The following is a 15,602-nucleotide window of genomic DNA, read 5'->3' as shown; positions in this document are numbered from 1 at the left end:
TACAGTACGATGATGAAATAGGTCAGATAGCATAATACAAACCATGTTCGGTGTCGATTTACACACACATACACTCATTTCCGATGGTACCTTCTCTCCGGAGCAACTGGTACAGGCTGCGGTGGACTTAAAAATTCATACTTTGGCCGTCACAGATCATGACAGCATGGATGCTTTGTCACGTGCCCAAAATTATGCTCAAGCACATGATATTCAAATTATTTCTGGGGTAGAAGTTTCCAGTCAGTGGTCTAGACCGAATACCAAAAAGAGCTATGGTGTACATATAGTGGCCTTGGATATGCAGGATGATGCGCCGATCAAAGCCATGCTGGAACAGCAGAAAAAAGTCCGTGCCGAACGGGCAAAAGTGATTTGTCAGCTCTTAGAAAAATGTATTGATTTTGATATCTATCCTGATGTGATTACACAAGTCGACGGTGAAGCAGATCGTGTCACCCGAACTCATATTGCCAAAGCCCTAGTCGAAAAAAATATTGTCAGTCGTCCGCAACAGGCCTTTGACCGTTTCCTGAAAGAAGGCAAAAAAGCCTTTGTAAAGTTTGAAGGCATGGGCCTTAAAGAAACCATTGATGTGATTCATGCCAGTCAGGGTTTCGCTGTGCTTGCCCATCCGACCCGTTATGACCTGTCTGCCACCAATATCCGTTATTTGATTGAGCTCTTTGCTGAATCAGGGGGGGATGCCGTAGAACTACCGCCGAGTATCGAGCCTGCTTCGACACGTCAAATGGTCGATCGCATGATTCAGCAATTTGATCTGGCGGTTTCAATTGGCAGTGATTTCCATGGCGAGAATATGCCGTGGATTAAATTGGGACAGACACCACGCCTGAAAGAGGGGCAGAAAGGGATTTGGGAACGCTTTAAATCACCTGTGCTATGAAAAAAATTAGAATTTTGCTTCATCCTTGTGTTTTTCATGCTGCTTGTATGGGGCGTGCAATCGATGTTTCATGGTTTTGCAGGAGGGGGCTAATAAGTACTGCAACCTTAAGGCTCGTCTGAACGACTAAAGTTTTTATGATTCACGCTGCTGAAAGTAATCGACTAAATAATCCAAAAAGCGTTGTACTTTAGGCGCGATCAGCTCTCGATGCGGAAATACTGCATAAATTGCGGTTGTTTCTACAGGATAGTCGGGTAGAACTTGTACTAATTTTCCTGAAGCAAGATCCTCAGACACATGCCAGATCGAATGATTGGAAATCCCAAGACCGGCTAGGGCAGCTTGCCGAACGCTTTCGCCTGAGTTAGTTGCAAAATAACCCTCAACATGCACCTGTTCAACTTTCCCTTCTGCATTGACCAAATGCCAGTGATCGGTGAGCCCCTGACCATGCTGCTGTAAGATACAGCGGTGTAACTTCAGATCGGACAAGGTTTTTGGCATACCATATTGTTGTAAATAGGCTGGAGAAGCACAGAGTAAACGTGGATTGGTACTCAAGCGTTTGGCAATCAAGCTTGAACTTTTTAACTGACCAATTCGAATGGCCAAGTCCATGCCTTGCTGAATCAGGTCGATATTCTGATCATTTAAATCTAAGTAAATCTTTAGCTGAGGATGTAAGTGGGAAAATGTGGCAATCACGGGCATTAACACCTGAGTACCAAAAGTGGTTGAGGTGCTAATCCTTAAGGTCCCAGATAAAGCTTGATTTGGAGAGGTTAGAGCTTGCTGTAAATGGACAAAATCGTTGATCCAGCCACGTCCATGCTCAAGCAATGTTTTGCCTTCTTCGGTTAAGGTTAACTTTCGGGTGGTGCGATGGAATAAGCGTAATTGCAGGTTTTGTTCTAGGCGCTGCAATTTCTGACTGGCCACCGACACCGAGAGATTAGCATCCTGAGCAGCTTTGCTGATTGAGCCCAAGTCTGCAACACGAATAAAAAACTGAAAATCTTCTGTATTCATTATCAATAAAATCAGAAAAGTATTTCTTGATTATCGTGGTTTTTCGAATAAATCCCTAGCGCTATTTTTGTATCTAAATCATCACAGGTTGAAGAGACAGATCATGAAATATCACTTTTTAGGAAATTCAGGATTAAAAGTATCAGCGCTGGGGTTTGGTGCAGGAACCTTGGGTGGACAAGGACAAATCTTTGCGGCTTGGGGGCAAGCCAGTCAAACAGAAGCCAATCAAATGATTCGTGCTGGTTTAGATGCGGGCATTAATTATTTTGATACCGCCGATGTCTATTCTGATGGAGAGTCTGAACGGATGCTGGGCAAGGCTTTGGCATCTGAACGTCAACATAATATTATTTCCACCAAAATCGGTATTCGTAGTTCAGATCATCTCAATGATGCTGGATTTAGTCGGCGTTATTTATTGTCCGCAGTTGAACAGTCCTTAACACGCTTGGGAACCGATTATATTGATGTATTACAGCTGCATCAGTTTGATAGTTTTACTGCATTGCCTCAGTTAATGAAAACTTTGGACGAGTTGGTGCGGAGTGGCAAAGTGCGTTACATCGGCGCGTCTAATTTTGCAGGTTGGCAACTGATGAAAGCCCAAGCGATTGCCGAACAATATGGCTATGAAAAGTTTGTGGTCAATCAGGTCTATTATTCATTGATTGGCCGTGATTATGAATGGGAGCTGATGCCCTTAAATGATGACCAGCACATTGGGGCGGTGGTATGGAGTCCTTTGGGCTGGGGGCGATTGACAGGTAAGTTTGATCGCGAGAATCCGATTCCAGCACAGAGCCGTTTACATGAGACCGCGCAATTTGCACCACCAGTCAATGAGGCACATCTCTATGCTGTGATTGATGTGCTCAAACAGATTGCAGTCGAAACTGGCTATACGATTCCGCAAATTGCCTTAAATTGGTTGTTGCAACGACCCACTGTATCCAGTGTCTTGATTGGGGCGCGTAATCAAACGCAACTGCAAGATAATCTCAAAGCTAAGGATATTCAGCTGTCGCTTGAACAGAGCGAACGCTTAAATCAGGTCAGTGCGGTTTACCCGCCCTATCCTTATTATCCCTACTGGAATGGACAGTTTACCGAACGCTTTAAGTCCATCATCCCATCACAATTTATTTAAGTGATGTTAAGCTGAAAAAAATGCCCTCATTGGAGGGCATTGCAACTAGAGTAAGTTATGGTCATGCGCCTGAATCGGCGGTGGGGTTGGGCGACCAAGCGTCCCCAATAATTCGATTTCGATCGAACGTACCATCGCATCAAGCGGTAAGTCATTGCTTTGTGTGCCGAAAGGTTCTTCAATTTCAGTACTTAAAGCATCCAGACCTAAGAAGGTATAAGCGAGGATACCTACGAGCAGCGGTGTAACTAAGCCCAAGAGCGAACCAAGACTGAATGGCAACATAAAGCAGAAGAAATACACGGTACGATTCAGCAAAACCGAATAGGCGAATGGAATCGGGGTATTGGCAATGCGATCACACCCAGTTTGCATTTCGCTTAAAGCGGCAACATGACGGTTCATCTGGGTATAAATGATATCCGAGATTTCACCTTCTTTCATGGCTTGTAACAGTTCCCATTGAATCAGGCTCAAGGTGTACTGCGGCGCATTATGCTGTTGATATAGTTGGGTCAGTGCCTGCTGGCTAAGTCCACTGGTTTCAGTCAATTCGGTTGGATTGGCGGTTTGATGACGCAGACGATCACGCAGTACATTGGCAAAGACAATTACGTTTTGAATAATCCGTTCACGACGTGCTTGGGTCAGCACGCGGCAATCACGGTCAAAATGGCGCGCCGTGGCAATCAACACGCCCCAGAGTTTACGGGCTTCCCACCAGCGGTCATAACAGGCGGTATTTTTAAAGCCCAAGAAAATGGACAGTACCACACCAATTAAGGTGAAGCCGACCAAGGGGATTTCTGGGAAACGATACAGATTAACATACTCGACCCCACCAATGATGGCAGAGATCAGCATGACGAAACCGAGAGAGGGCAAAATTTTGGGTAAAATCGTCCCCCGCCATGAGAATAAAACTTTAAAAATACTCGGCTGGTCACGGACAATCATGTTATTTGAATCGTTAATTTTATGTCTTGATATTCCTGTTTGAATTAAGCTTTGTCAAGGCGAGATTGCTTGGTTTGAATAGGGTTGAGTAGTTGTTGTTCAGAAAATGAAAAATAGCCTTCAGCTGAAATAATAAAATGATCGATCAAGTGAATTTCCAACAGTTTGCAGGCTTGTTTCAGTTGTTGGGTCAGATAAATATCTTCTGTTGATGGCTGGGCAATGCCATAAGGATGATTATGTGCCACCACAATTTGGCAGGCCTGCTGTTGCAGGGCATAGCGGAGGGTTTGATTCAGCGAAACAGTACAGGAATGATGTGAACCGAAGAATAGCTTTTTGAAATGCAATTTTCTCAGTTCGGCATCTAAACACAGCACCGCAAAAACCTCCTGTTTTTCACCTTGCAGTTCATAACGTAAATAGTCGAGCACCAGTGTTGAAGTATCCAGACAAAGTCGTTGTTGCTGGAAATGATTATTCAGATAACGCCGTCCAAGTTCCTTTACGGCCATCAGCTGTGCATATTTGGTTGAAGCAATGCCATTAAATTGGGATAAATCTTCAAGATTGGCATCAAATATCAAATTAAGCCCGCCAAAATGTTGAATTAAAATACGCGCCAATTCCACTGCAGAATGCTGTTTTGAGCCTGAACGCAGAAAAATTGCCAGCAGTTCAGCATCGGATAAGCTTTGTGGACCTTGGGATAAAAGTCGCTCTCTTGGACGCTCTTGTTCAGGCCAGGTTTTAATAGATTGATTCAATCGTTTATTTCCCTTTGATTTTATTGTGATTATTGTTTTAACGGGCAAAAATAATTGCGCGCCTTTTCCTTTTATATGACCTCATCTCAACACAATTCTCGTTTGTGATCTGCGCTGAAATGTTGAGGATGCTACTTGGGTATCCCGTTATTTAATGCTATTGTGAGCGCCACTGCAACAGTAAGGTATCCTGTTTGTGAGCTTCGATCTAAGTGTTATTCCCCATAAAAACATTATATTAGCGGTTACAGGTGGTATTGCTGCCTATAAAAGTGCCATCTTGGTACGCCGTTTAAAAGATTTCGGTTTTGATGTCCGTGTGGTCATGACCCATGGCGCACAAGCATTTATTACCCCACTGACTTTTCAAGCACTTTCAGGCAATCCTGTGCATACCGAATTGCTTGATCCTGAAGCCGAAGCAGGCATGGGACATATCGAATTGGCACGTTGGGCCGATTTGGTTCTGGTTGCACCTGCCAGCTGTGACAGTATCGCAAAATTTGCCAATGGTTTGGCAGATGATCTGCTCAGTACGCTATATCTGGCCACCAAAGCACCGGTTTGGGTTGCCCCTGCAATGAATCAGCAAATGTGGGCAGCAAAAGCGACACAGCGTAATCTGCAAACTTTGGTGGAAGATGGCGTGCATGTGATCATGCCAGATGCAGGTGAGCAAGCTTGTGGTGATGTTGGGCTGGGCCGTATGCCTGAGCCTGAAGATTTGGCGCGTCAAGTTGCAGCCTATTTTCATAAGGCACAACGTGCCTTGGCAGAAAAGTTTGGTCTGCTGGCTGGAAAACGCGTCACCATTACCGCGGGACCCACCCGTGAAGCGATTGACCCAGTCCGTTATATTTCTAACCACAGTACTGGTAAAATGGGTTTTGCCTTGGCAGCAGCCTGTTATGCCGCAGGGGCAAAAGTGACCTTGGTGGCAGGCCCTGTCAGTCTGGATACTCCGAATGGTGTGCAACGTATTAATGTCAGTTCTGCAATGCAGATGCTGGATGTCAGCATGAATCAACTGAAAGACGGTTGTGACATCTTTATCGCAACTGCGGCTGTGGCAGATTATCGTGTGGCACAAGTGGCAGAGCACAAGATTAAAAAAGCAGGTGATGAACTTGCGGTTGCGCTGGTTAAAAATCCAGATATTGTGGCGACCATTGCACAGCAAGATGAGCGTCCTTTCATGGTTGGCTTTGCTGCTGAAACGCAAAATGTTGAAGAATACGCTGCAGGTAAACTGGTGGCGAAAAAACTAGACATGATTGCCTGCAATGATGTGTCACGTCCAGATATTGGCTTTGCCTCAGATGAAAATGCCATGACTGTATTCTTTGCCCAGTCTTATCATATGAAAAAGCGTGAGCTGGAAAAGGCATCTAAACAAGAGATTTCGCAGCAGTTGGTTGAGTCGATTGCGGATGCTTTACGCCGTCGTCTATAAAATTGGACTGATCTCATTTATCAAAATGCAACGAAATCGTTGCATTTTTTATGTATGCTAAATCAGCAATTTCTCTTGTACGCCGGAATACACAGTACGAGGTATTTGCTGAAGACAAATCAAGCATAGCCACAGTTTTTGATAGGATATCCGAATGATTAAAAAAACTTTAGCCACCGTTGTGATGTTATCCGCTTTTGCCTTCAGCCATACGGCAATGGCTGCGGGTTTAGAAGATGATATGAAAACGCTGGGGAAAAATTATAAAGCGTTTAACCAAGCTGCAACGCCACAGGCTGCAACAGCTGCTTTGGATAATATGCGTGCAGCTGCGACCCATTCAAAACAATATAAACTGGCGCCGAATACCAAAGATAAAGTGCCAGCATCGACCGTTTTATTTGACCAGATTGTCGTAGAAATTGATAAAGCTAAACTGCTGGTTCAAGCGGGTAAGCTGGATGAAGCGAAAAAACAAGGCAAAAAGATTGCTGAATTACGTGACCAAGGGCATAAGTATTACACCCATTAATCTATCAAGATTGGTCATCGAAATGAGAGAGCTGTACTTAAAAGAGTGCAGCTTTTTTATTGATATTTGAGACGATAGAAAGACAAAATGCAGACTGAGCATGATTCAGATTTTCTCTGTATGGCAAAGTTGCTACAGTGAAAATATGAATGATGAGAGGTGATGATATGTCCTCACAACAACGTAATTATGAGCGTATTGCTCAAGCGATTCAGTATATCCAACAAAACTTTCAGCAACAGCCACAACTGGATGAGGTCGCTGCGCATATCCATTTAAGCCCAGCGCACTTTCAACGTTTATTTACCGAGTGGGTCGGCACCAGTCCGAAGAAATTTTTGCAGTATATGAGTGTTGAATATGCCAAGCAGATTTTAAAGCAGGAGCAGGGCAGTATTTTTGATGCAACCTTTGCTACAGGACTGTCCAGCACCAGTCGCCTGCATGATCTGTTTATCCAGATTGAAGGCATGACCCCAGCCGAATATAAACATGGTGGACAGAGCCTGACGATTCATTATCAATTTGCAGAGACCTTATTTGGCGAAGTGCTGATTGCGTCCACCCATAAAGGCATTTGTGCGCTGAGTTTTGTGGACAATCGGGCTGATGCTTTGCAGCAGTTAAAGAGCCAATTTCCTCAAGCTCAGTTTATCGAGCAGATTGATGCCTTGCAGCAAAGTGCTTTGGCCTTGTTTCAAAAAGCACCTCGGCAATTGGCTGATATTAAATTGCATTTAAAAGGTAGCGAATTTCAGCTGAAAGTGTGGCAAAGCCTGCTCAAGATTCCAATGGGACAGCTGTCAACTTATGGTCAGTTGGCCAAAGCCATTGATCATCCTAAAGCGGCTCGTGCTGTGGGGACTGCGATTGGCAGTAATCCTGTGGCATTTTTGATTCCGTGTCATCGGGTGATTCAGTCGACTGGTGCTTTCGGTGGCTATGAGTGGGGAACATTGCGTAAAACCGCACTGATCGGTTGGGAAGGTGCACAAACCCATGCTGCTATCTGAACAGATTCAAATCGAAACGGCGATCAGTAAAATCCATGCGGGAGATTGGGAGCTAATCACTGAACAACTCCATCAGCATGGTTTTGCCAAGATTGAGCAGGTCTTATCGAGTGCGCAATGTGAGTTGCTAAAACAGATGTATTCGCAACCAGAGCGCTATCGTAAAACCGTAGAGATGCAGCGTTATCGTTTTGGTCTAGGTGAATATAAATATTTTACTTACCCTTTACCAAATCTGATTGGACGGATACGACATGAGCTCTATCCTTATTTGGCACCGATTGCCAATGCATGGTTTCGGGTGCTGAGCTTAGAACGTTCCTTTCCATCCTCCCATGCTGAATTTTTACAGCAGTGCCATCAACATGGGCAAACGTTGGCAACGCCATTGATCTTGAAATATGGGCAAGGGGGCTTTAATACCTTACATCAGGACTTATATGGTGAGGTGTATTTCCCTTTACAGCTGGTGATTGTGCTGAGCCAGCCCAATGTAGATTTTACGGGTGGAGAGTTGGTCTTCACTCAGCAAAACCCACGAGCGCAGTCTAAAGCCATGGTGATGCAGCCACAGCAAGGTGATATCCTGATTTTCACGACTCAGTTTAAGCCTGAAAAAGGCAGTCAGGGCTATTATCGGGTCAATATGAAACATGGGGTCAGCCCAGTTCATCAAGGGGAGCGTTATAGCTTAGGGATTATTTTTCATGATGCGCTGAGTTAGTCTGATGTGGCGACATTGTGAACTGGCGCAGACCGAGCTGCATCTGAAACTGAAACAGCAGGAAATTTTGTATGCTGGAAACGCACAGCTTAAAATCTATGGCAGATTGACCTGTGCCTCAGGGAAGCGCATGCTGAAAAACAATCGAGTCTTTTTTGTCGATGAGCATGAAGCGATTGCACAGGGCTACCGACCTTGTGGACATTGTATGCGGCAGGCCTATAAGAAGTGGAAAGATGCAACTATTTGATATTGAAGCTGACCCAGAGCAGAATCATTTGCCCTATGACGGTACGGTACAGTACTACGGCAAAGTCGTGCAGACTGCGGCAGCCGATCATTATTTTGATCAGCTGATGCAAACGATTGCATGGGAAAACGACCAAGCCATGATCTTTGGCAAGTTATTAACGACTAAACGCAAAGTGGCGTGGTATGGCGATCAGCGTTTTGAATATACCTATTCCAATATAAATAAATATGCCTTGCCATGGACAACGGAGTTACTTGAATTAAAACAACTGGCCGAAAAGCTAACGGGTGAAACATTTAACTCTTGTTTGCTCAATCTTTATCATAGTGGTGAAGAAGGAATGGCCTGGCATAGCGATGGTGAAACTGATTTAAAAAAAGATGGTGCAATTGCATCGTTTAGTTTTGGCGCAGAGCGTAAATTTGCCTTTAAACATAAGCAGAGCAAAGAAAAAGTCGAACTATATTTAGAACATGGCAGCTTATTGGTGATGAAAGACACCACGCAGACGTATTGGTTACACCGTCTGCCTCCCACCAAGAAAGTGAGCGCGGCGCGGATTAATTTAACCTTTAGAACGATTGTATATTGATCTTAGAAAAAAAGGACTGAAAAATCAGTCCTTTTATCTTACAGCAAGAGTGCTTATGCTTGGCCTTGTGCATCAGCATCCGCTTGTAGGCGTTGCATATTTGCTTCAAATTCAGCATCAAAGTTAATTGGTGTAAGCAACAATTGCGGGAAGCTACCCTTAGTCACAAGGTCATTCACCGCTTCACGTAAGAACGGGAACAAGATATTTGGGCAGTAAGCGCCCAAGATGTATGGAAGGCGATCTTCTTCTACACCATCAACCAAGAAAATCCCTGATTGGGTCACATCAACGATGAACGCAGTTTCATTTTCGTTGTTTGCTTGAACCACAACTTTTAAAGACACTTCGTAGTGGGTCGCATCAATTTTTTCTGCAGCAGAAGATAAATTGATGTTGAGTTCTGGCTGCCATTGTTTCGTGAAAACTTGTGCACCAGGAACTTCGAAAGAAATGTCTTTAGTGTAAATACGTTCTAACGCGAGTTGTGGTTGAACTTGTTCTTCGCTCATTGTTTTTCCTTAAATCTTGGATTTAGATGTTGTTAAGCTAATAATTGGTCGAGTTTACCTTCACGCTCTAAAGCATAAAGTTGATCAAAACCACCGATAAACTGATCTTTAATAAAAATTTGCGGCACCGTACGATGATTGGTACGTTGCATTAACTCAAGACGAACTTCTGGTGCTTCATTGGAAAGATTAATTTCTTTAAAAGCCACACCTTTACGCTCGAGTAATTGTTTTGCACGCACACAATACGGGCAAGATAGCGTTGAATAAATGGTGACGTTTTCAGTAGTCATTTTATCGCTCCTTAAGCTTTGGTTTTGCTTTTCACTAAAGGCAAGCCTTGAGCTTTCCAGTTGCTAATGCCACCGTCTAAGCGGTAACTGTCAGCATGGGCAACTTTTTGCAAGGCTGAGCCTGCAACCTGCCCTAAGTTACAAATGAAGACCAAAGGACGATCACTTGCTTTTAATTCATCAATATGACTGGTGATCTGGCTATATGGAATGTTACGGCTACCGCTGATGTGGCCATCACGGAAATCTTTTCCATCACGCAGGTCGATCAACATGGCATTTTTTGCCTTGACCAAAATACCCAGTGATTGTGGTGAAATTTTACGACCATTGCGTTGTCCTTCTAAAATAAAGAACAACACGATTAACACGCCGAGCGTACCAAATAAGAAGGGGTGATTCCCCATAAACTCTAACCAGCGTTCCACAAGTCACCTAAAGTTAAAATCAAAATTGATGCTGAGTATAACTTATCTCAATGGTGATCAAAAATGTTAGTTCAAGGGCAGAAGCCGAAGAAAATTAACTTTTTTGTTGTGCTTCCTGAATTTCATCCAATAGGCGCAGATAACTGTCTAGACGACGCGGTAAAATTTCACCTGCATCAACCGCTTGTTTCAACGCACAATTTTTCTCATGGGTATGGGTGCAGTTACGGAACTGACAAAGGCCGAGATGGGCTTCAATTTCAGGAAAGCCAGTTCGTACTTTTTCCAGATTCAGATGCCATAGCCCAAACTCACGGATTCCGGGAGAATCAATCAAGGCGCCGTTTGTTCCAAATTTGATCAAACGGGTGGAGGTGGTGGTGTGTTGACCGAGCGCTGAGTTCTCTGAAATCACGTTGGTTTTCTGCGCAGCATCTGGAACAATGGTATTGATCAAGGAGCTTTTACCGACACCTGACTGTCCAACGAAGGCCACTGTTTCATTATCCAGACGTGCCGATAGTTCAGAGAGATCGCCACGTGAATGACAAATCAGGGTTTCATAACCCAACGCCTCATATTCACTCAATAGCGTCAGAATCGGATCATTTTCAGTGAGCAAGTCTGATTTGTTTAACACCAGTAAGGCTGGAATGTTGGCATCGGCACACGCGACCAGATAACGGTCAATCAATGTCGGTGCAGGTTCTGGCAGCGGGGCAAATACAATCACAATCAAACTGATATTGGCAGCGACGGGTTTGACCTTGTGATAACGGTCTGGACGAGTCAGCAATGACTGTCTTGGATAAATCGCGGTGATAATGCCCAAGCCCGTAATGGGATCGGCTTGCCATTTAACCCGATCACCTGTGACCAAAAGTTCTAGGTTGGTACGGGTGTGACAACGCCAAATGCTGTCGAGCTCGATCGGTTTCCAGAATGGTTCCGGTTCACCTTCAGCCACGTGTGGTTTTTCAGGGTGCTGTTCAGCCACAGATAAAGCTTGTACTTCGAGTTGACGACCATAATGCTGAACAACCAGTCCATCCAGATCTTGCGATGTATCAATGTCGTCTTGACGTGATTTATGCTGTTTCTCAATACGACGTTGCTGTTGTTCGGTTAAACGACGCTTACGAATTAAAGCCATTCATATCCCAAAAAATCCACACTTAGAAGACCGCAAAAATAGCACGAAGCCGCTATAGAATTACAGCCAAGATGTAATTAATTTGCTACTATTGATGTTTTTAAGCACATTAGAATCGCCATCCATGAGCAGCACCCCTGATACACGATTAATTTGGATCGATCTGGAAATGACAGGTCTCGATACCGATAACGACAAGATTATTGAAATTGCAACAATTATTACAGATGACCATTTGAATATCTTGGCTGAAGGACCTGTTTTAGCGGTACATCAATCTGATTTGATTCTAAATGCGATGGATGAGTGGAATACCAAGCAACATGGCCAGTCGGGTCTGATTGAGCGAGTACGCCGCAGTAAGTTAAAGGCTGAAGATGCAGAACAGCAAACGCTTGAGTTCCTCAAGAAATGGGTGAGTCCAAAATCTTCGCCGATGTGTGGTAATTCAATTTGCCAAGACCGCCGTTTCTTGCATCGTTTAATGCCTGAGCTGGAACAGTTTTTCCATTACCGTAATTTAGATGTTTCTTCAGTGAAAGAGTTAGCGAAACGCTGGAGACCGGAAATCATGAGCGGTTTAAAGAAAAATGCTTCACACTTGGCAATGGATGACATCCGTGATTCGATCGCAGAACTGAAATATTATCGGGAATACTTCTTTATCATGAACAACGATAACTAATCGATTGATAGAATATTTAAAAGGAGCGTCAGCTCCTTTTTTAATGCGCCAAAAAGTTTGGGATTGATTAAAAAATCGCTTAAACTCAGCTTTTAATTGCAAACTATAAAAAAGAGAGCGTACATGCAAAGTACCAACCCTATTTTAACGCGGGTAGAAACTTATCAGGATTTGGCTGAACCCATGACCATTCAGGGAGCGATCCAGAAGTCAGTGCTGTTAACCGTGATTGCGGCTGTTTTAGGCATGGCTTTATTTTTCTACTGTGCGATGACCGCCAACCTTTCCATTGCCTATGCTGCGACAATCATCGGGGCCGTAGGTGGTTTCATTCTGGCTCTGATTACTACCTTTAAATCTAATACCGCACCTGCTTTGGCCATTCCATATGCTTTATTTGAAGGGGCATTTTTAGGCGGTGTGTCGTTTATTTTTCAGTTGAAATATCCGGGCGTGCCATTACAAGCATTGCTGGCGACTTTCGTGACCACATTAGTTTTATTTGCGTTATATAAATTCCAAGTGATCCGTGCCACTGAAAAGTTTAAAGCCATTGTCATTTCAGCATCGATTGCGATTGCCTTGGTGTTTGTCGTACAGATCATTTTGCGTTTAGCATTTGGTTCAAGCATTCCTTATATCTTTGAAAGCAACTGGTTAGGGATTGGTTTTGCTGCTTTTGTTGCCGTGATTGCATCATTAAACCTGATCTTGGATTTTGACTTGATTGAAAATGCGGCTGCACAACGTGCGCCAAAAGCATTTGAATGGATCTGTGCCATCGCCTTATTGGCGACTTTGGTATGGATGTATTATTCATTCCTGCGTTTATTGAGCTTACTTCGTGGTGATGATTAAGTTCCAATTTAGGTAAAAATACAAATCGTCTTCACTTGAAGGCGATTTTTTTATGCAAGATTGTAAAAAAGATGGATTATGCAATTCCGCTCTAGACGGAATATTGGCATGATGTGGTGAAAATTTTTCGAGTGAGAATAAGATGTCACAAGGACTTTTAGCTGGTAAGCGTTTTTTGATTGCTGGTATTGCAAGTAAATTATCGATTGCTTTTGGTATTGCATCAGCACTCCACCGTGAAGGTGCAGAGCTTGCGTTTACTTATCCAAACGAGAAGTTGAAAAAACGTGTCGATGATTTTGCAGCACAGTTTGGTTCAACACTGGTATTCCCTTGTGATGTTGCGATTGACGTAGAAATTGACAATGCCTTTGTTGAATTGGCAAAACACTGGGATGGTTTAGACGGTGTAGTGCATTCAATTGGTTTTGCCCCTGCACATACGCTTGACGGTGACTTTACCGACGTGACCGATCGTGACGGTTTTAAAATTGCGCATGACATTAGTGCCTATAGCTTTATCGCAATGGCACGTGCGGCTAAACCATTATTACAAGCGCGCCAAGGTTGTTTATTGACTTTGACTTATCAAGGTTCTGAGCGTGTGATGCCGAACTATAATGTAATGGGAATGGCTAAAGCATCATTAGAAGCAGGCGTACGTTATTTGGCGTCAAGCTTGGGTGTAGACGGTATTCGTGTCAATGCAATTTCTGCGGGCCCAATCCGTACTTTGGCTGCATCAGGGATTAAATCATTCCGTAAAATGTTAGATGCCAATGAAAAAATTGCGCCACTGAAACGTAATGTGACCATTGAAGAAGTGGGTAATGCTGCATTATTCCTTTGCTCGCCATGGGCTTCGGGTATTACAGGCGAAATCATGTATGTTGATGGTGGCTTTAACACGGTTGGTATGAGCCAGTCAATGATGGATGATGAATAATTAGATTAATCTAAATTATTTGATAAAGCCGCTTTTATAGCGGCTTTGTTTTTTTAACAATATGATGGAATTCTAAAAACTATAACCCATCTTTTGAACTCATTTATTATGGTTTTCTATACTGTTAAACCATTGTTCAGGATCTTTAGCGAATAAATACGCATTTGATTTTTTAATATGACTGATTACTTTAAATACATTTGGTTCAGCTATACGCTTTTGTTCAGGTATAAACAATACACAACAAAGCTTTTGTGCAATAGCAATAATTTGTTCAATATCTAAAACAAAATTGCCACGCATATCTATTCGAAACTGAATGTTTTTTAATTCACCTTTTTCATACCATGCTTGCCCGTCAGTTTTTTCTTCATCCCCGAAAATAACTAAGTCCTCATGCCATGATTTAGATAAGGGGTAATATTTTATAATTTCATCTTTTACATTATTTACTGGACGATTTTTCCAAGTAAAAGAGACATCATAATGACCTTCTGCATCATAAAATCTAGAAACGTCTATCCCATTGGCATTGAACCAGCTTTTGGGAATTAAGCAGACTTTAAATTGCCATGCTGCCATAGGATTTTCTCTGATCTCATTTTTGGGCGAATGCTACGCATGTCAAATTTTACTTAAATATTTTGTCTTGGTGTGTATTTATGACGAGAGTACTTCTCTTACCTTTTTAGAGTCAATTTCTTTCCAGCGAGATACGGTTTTACCGCTAGAAGTAGTTTCAACAAGTAATTCAATTTTGTAGTCTGAATTATATTTTCTTTTTTTAAATAGTTCATGTAAGTAGATGGCAAAATCTTCGGCTAATTCTAATGAATCAAGGTAAACACTTTTCCTACACAACCGTCCGTTTGATGAAACGCCTACAATGATCATTGAGTCTTCATCATGCTCCCAATGATAAGAGCGGAGATGTTGCGGCAAAAGAACGTTTTTTATATGAACAAGTAAGGTTGCATACTCTACAGTATTTCGATTTGGAAACTCTCCTAACTTTCTAAGCATTTTTGCTTTTCTCCTCTCCCTAAATGCATAGTTAAACATAGACTATGCATAACCAATTAAATTTTCGATCTTACTTAGATTTATTCTGATTAGCGTATGCAACAGTAATATTTACGTCAATAAAAAACTAGTAAGCCTTGTTTCATAATTTTTAACATAATATTCAATTCAACAATAAGCGATCAGTTGAAAATATATCGATAAGTATAATTAATCATTTGTCATCAAATACTTTATATGCTAATTAATGCTGGTTTTGTTTGAGTCGAAAATTCTGAAGAGAATCTCGATAAACGGCTTTGTTGCACAAATAGACGAAAGGTA

General features: G+C 42.7%; 20 protein-coding genes. 11 read left to right on the top strand and 9 right to left on the bottom strand.

All coding sequences use genetic code 11. The features are described 5' to 3' along the window. Nucleotides 1–43: 43 nt before the first annotated feature. Nucleotides 44–907: a PHP domain-containing protein gene (locus F895_RS13580; protein ID WP_005239784.1), complete on the top strand. Its 864-nt coding sequence runs from the start codon at nt 44–46 to the stop codon at nt 905–907. Nucleotides 908–1,042: 135 nt separating this feature from the next. On the opposite strand, the gene F895_RS13585 is transcribed toward F895_RS13580, so the two are convergent. Continuing rightward, on the bottom strand, nt 1,043–1,939 hold the full coding sequence (locus F895_RS13585) for a LysR family transcriptional regulator (protein WP_005239783.1): 897 nt from the start codon (nt 1,937–1,939) through the stop codon (nt 1,043–1,045). A gap of 103 nt (nt 1,940–2,042) precedes the next feature. Between F895_RS13585 and F895_RS13590 the strand changes: the two genes are divergently transcribed. After that, on the top strand, nt 2,043–3,089 hold the full coding sequence (locus F895_RS13590; protein WP_005239782.1) for an aldo/keto reductase: 1,047 nt from the start codon (nt 2,043–2,045) through the stop codon (nt 3,087–3,089). Nucleotides 3,090–3,134: 45 nt separating this feature from the next. Here the strand turns inward: F895_RS13590 and F895_RS13595 are convergent, their stop codons facing one another. Both F895_RS13595 and radC read right to left on the bottom strand, forming a co-directional pair. After that, nucleotides 3,135–4,046 (bottom strand): bestrophin family protein, encoded by a 912-nt coding sequence (locus F895_RS13595; protein ID WP_004655906.1) that lies wholly within the window; start codon nt 4,044–4,046, stop codon nt 3,135–3,137. Nucleotides 4,047–4,090: 44 nt separating this feature from the next. Next, the gene (radC, locus tag F895_RS13600; RefSeq protein WP_005239780.1) at nt 4,091–4,813 is read right to left on the bottom strand and encodes a RadC family protein; all 723 of its coding nucleotides are present in this window, start codon (nt 4,811–4,813) and stop codon (nt 4,091–4,093) included. A 196-nt stretch (nt 4,814–5,009) separates the two neighbouring features. On the opposite strand from radC, the gene coaBC reads away from it, so the two are divergent. From coaBC to F895_RS13630, 6 genes are all read left to right on the top strand, one after another. Continuing rightward, complete coding sequence (coaBC, locus tag F895_RS13605; RefSeq protein ID WP_005239779.1) at nt 5,010–6,266, top strand: bifunctional phosphopantothenoylcysteine decarboxylase/phosphopantothenate--cysteine ligase CoaBC; 1,257 nt, start codon at nt 5,010–5,012, stop codon at nt 6,264–6,266. A gap of 154 nt (nt 6,267–6,420) precedes the next feature. Beyond that, the gene (locus tag F895_RS13610) at nt 6,421–6,798 is read left to right on the top strand and encodes a cytochrome b562 (RefSeq protein ID WP_005239777.1); all 378 of its coding nucleotides are present in this window, start codon (nt 6,421–6,423) and stop codon (nt 6,796–6,798) included. A 167-nt stretch (nt 6,799–6,965) separates the two neighbouring features. Further along, nucleotides 6,966–7,811 carry a methylated-DNA--[protein]-cysteine S-methyltransferase gene (locus F895_RS13615; RefSeq protein WP_005239776.1) on the top strand — a complete coding sequence of 282 codons (846 nt, stop codon included), beginning with the start codon at nt 6,966–6,968 and terminating at the stop codon, nt 7,809–7,811. After that, entirely contained in the window at nt 7,798–8,535 is a 738-nt protein-coding gene (locus tag F895_RS13620) for a 2OG-Fe(II) oxygenase (protein ID WP_005239775.1), read from the top strand. Before F895_RS13615 ends, F895_RS13620 begins: the two co-directional genes overlap by 14 nt. A 4-nt stretch (nt 8,536–8,539) precedes the next feature. After that, a complete protein-coding gene (locus F895_RS13625; protein ID WP_005239774.1) occupies nt 8,540–8,785 on the top strand; it encodes an Ada metal-binding domain-containing protein in 246 nt (81 codons plus the stop codon). Then, entirely contained in the window at nt 8,772–9,380 is a 609-nt protein-coding gene (locus tag F895_RS13630) for an alpha-ketoglutarate-dependent dioxygenase AlkB family protein (protein ID WP_005239772.1), read from the top strand. Before F895_RS13625 ends, F895_RS13630 begins: the two co-directional genes overlap by 14 nt. A gap of 53 nt (nt 9,381–9,433) precedes the next feature. Here the strand turns inward: F895_RS13630 and secB are convergent, their stop codons facing one another. The 4 genes from secB to rsgA all read right to left on the bottom strand — a co-directional run bounded on the left by secB (nt 9,434) and on the right by rsgA (nt 11,766). Then, nucleotides 9,434–9,892, bottom strand: a complete 459-nt coding sequence (gene secB / locus F895_RS13635; protein WP_004804306.1) for a protein-export chaperone SecB — start codon at nt 9,890–9,892, stop codon at nt 9,434–9,436. A 32-nt stretch (nt 9,893–9,924) separates the two neighbouring features. Continuing rightward, nucleotides 9,925–10,185 (bottom strand): glutaredoxin 3, encoded by a 261-nt coding sequence (grxC, locus tag F895_RS13640; protein WP_005239771.1) that lies wholly within the window; start codon nt 10,183–10,185, stop codon nt 9,925–9,927. Nucleotides 10,186–10,196: 11 nt separating this feature from the next. Further along, complete coding sequence (locus F895_RS13645; RefSeq protein WP_005239768.1) at nt 10,197–10,613, bottom strand: rhodanese-like domain-containing protein; 417 nt, start codon at nt 10,611–10,613, stop codon at nt 10,197–10,199. A gap of 94 nt (nt 10,614–10,707) precedes the next feature. Beyond that, complete coding sequence (rsgA, locus tag F895_RS13650; protein ID WP_005239764.1) at nt 10,708–11,766, bottom strand: ribosome small subunit-dependent GTPase A; 1,059 nt, start codon at nt 11,764–11,766, stop codon at nt 10,708–10,710. Nucleotides 11,767–11,890: 124 nt separating this feature from the next. On the opposite strand from rsgA, the gene orn reads away from it, so the two are divergent. From orn to F895_RS13665, 3 genes are all read left to right on the top strand, one after another. Beyond that, nucleotides 11,891–12,451 (top strand): oligoribonuclease, encoded by a 561-nt coding sequence (orn, locus tag F895_RS13655; RefSeq protein WP_005239763.1) that lies wholly within the window; start codon nt 11,891–11,893, stop codon nt 12,449–12,451. Between the two features lie 123 nt (nt 12,452–12,574). Beyond that, nucleotides 12,575–13,309, top strand: coding sequence for a Bax inhibitor-1/YccA family protein (locus F895_RS13660; RefSeq protein ID WP_005239762.1), 735 nt, complete (start codon nt 12,575–12,577; stop codon nt 13,307–13,309). Between the two features lie 142 nt (nt 13,310–13,451). Then, the gene (locus tag F895_RS13665; RefSeq protein WP_005239760.1) at nt 13,452–14,255 is read left to right on the top strand and encodes an enoyl-ACP reductase FabI; all 804 of its coding nucleotides are present in this window, start codon (nt 13,452–13,454) and stop codon (nt 14,253–14,255) included. 99 nt (nt 14,256–14,354) lie between these two features. On the opposite strand, the gene F895_RS13670 is transcribed toward F895_RS13665, so the two are convergent. Both F895_RS13670 and F895_RS13675 read right to left on the bottom strand, forming a co-directional pair. Beyond that, on the bottom strand, nt 14,355–14,837 hold the full coding sequence (locus F895_RS13670; RefSeq protein ID WP_005239758.1) for a hypothetical protein: 483 nt from the start codon (nt 14,835–14,837) through the stop codon (nt 14,355–14,357). A 78-nt stretch (nt 14,838–14,915) separates the two neighbouring features. Beyond that, entirely contained in the window at nt 14,916–15,317 is a 402-nt protein-coding gene (locus F895_RS13675) for a hypothetical protein (RefSeq protein WP_227501378.1), read from the bottom strand. Nucleotides 15,318–15,602 lie beyond the last annotated feature (285 nt).

The organism is Acinetobacter sp. CIP 64.2, from assembly GCF_000369645.1.
Classification (GTDB): domain Bacteria; phylum Pseudomonadota; class Gammaproteobacteria; order Pseudomonadales; family Moraxellaceae; genus Acinetobacter.
Note: the sequence above shows the minus strand (reverse complement) of the source record. Positions and strands in the feature narration are given on the sequence as shown.

Excerpts from the sequence above, each read along its gene's own strand:
- F895_RS13580 (WP_005239784.1), top strand. The coding sequence starts at position 44 with ATGTTCGGTGTCGATTTACACACACATACACTCATTTCCGATGGTACC.
- F895_RS13585 (WP_005239783.1), bottom strand. The coding sequence starts at position 1,939 with ATGAATACAGAAGATTTTCAGTTTTTTATTCGTGTTGCAGACTTGGGC.
- F895_RS13590 (WP_005239782.1), top strand. The coding sequence starts at position 2,043 with ATGAAATATCACTTTTTAGGAAATTCAGGATTAAAAGTATCAGCGCTG.
- F895_RS13595 (WP_004655906.1), bottom strand. The coding sequence starts at position 4,046 with ATGATTGTCCGTGACCAGCCGAGTATTTTTAAAGTTTTATTCTCATGG.
- F895_RS13610 (WP_005239777.1), top strand. The coding sequence starts at position 6,421 with ATGATTAAAAAAACTTTAGCCACCGTTGTGATGTTATCCGCTTTTGCC.
- F895_RS13615 (WP_005239776.1), top strand. The coding sequence starts at position 6,966 with ATGTCCTCACAACAACGTAATTATGAGCGTATTGCTCAAGCGATTCAG.
- F895_RS13620 (WP_005239775.1), top strand. The coding sequence starts at position 7,798 with ATGCTGCTATCTGAACAGATTCAAATCGAAACGGCGATCAGTAAAATC.
- F895_RS13625 (WP_005239774.1), top strand. The coding sequence starts at position 8,540 with ATGTGGCGACATTGTGAACTGGCGCAGACCGAGCTGCATCTGAAACTG.
- F895_RS13630 (WP_005239772.1), top strand. The coding sequence starts at position 8,772 with ATGCAACTATTTGATATTGAAGCTGACCCAGAGCAGAATCATTTGCCC.
- secB (WP_004804306.1), bottom strand. The coding sequence starts at position 9,892 with ATGAGCGAAGAACAAGTTCAACCACAACTCGCGTTAGAACGTATTTAC.
- grxC (WP_005239771.1), bottom strand. The coding sequence starts at position 10,185 with ATGACTACTGAAAACGTCACCATTTATTCAACGCTATCTTGCCCGTAT.
- rsgA (WP_005239764.1), bottom strand. The coding sequence starts at position 11,766 with ATGGCTTTAATTCGTAAGCGTCGTTTAACCGAACAACAGCAACGTCGT.
- orn (WP_005239763.1), top strand. The coding sequence starts at position 11,891 with ATGAGCAGCACCCCTGATACACGATTAATTTGGATCGATCTGGAAATG.
- F895_RS13660 (WP_005239762.1), top strand. The coding sequence starts at position 12,575 with ATGCAAAGTACCAACCCTATTTTAACGCGGGTAGAAACTTATCAGGAT.
- F895_RS13665 (WP_005239760.1), top strand. The coding sequence starts at position 13,452 with ATGTCACAAGGACTTTTAGCTGGTAAGCGTTTTTTGATTGCTGGTATT.
- F895_RS13670 (WP_005239758.1), bottom strand. The coding sequence starts at position 14,837 with ATGGCAGCATGGCAATTTAAAGTCTGCTTAATTCCCAAAAGCTGGTTC.
- F895_RS13675 (WP_227501378.1), bottom strand. The coding sequence starts at position 15,317 with ATGTTTAACTATGCATTTAGGGAGAGGAGAAAAGCAAAAATGCTTAGA.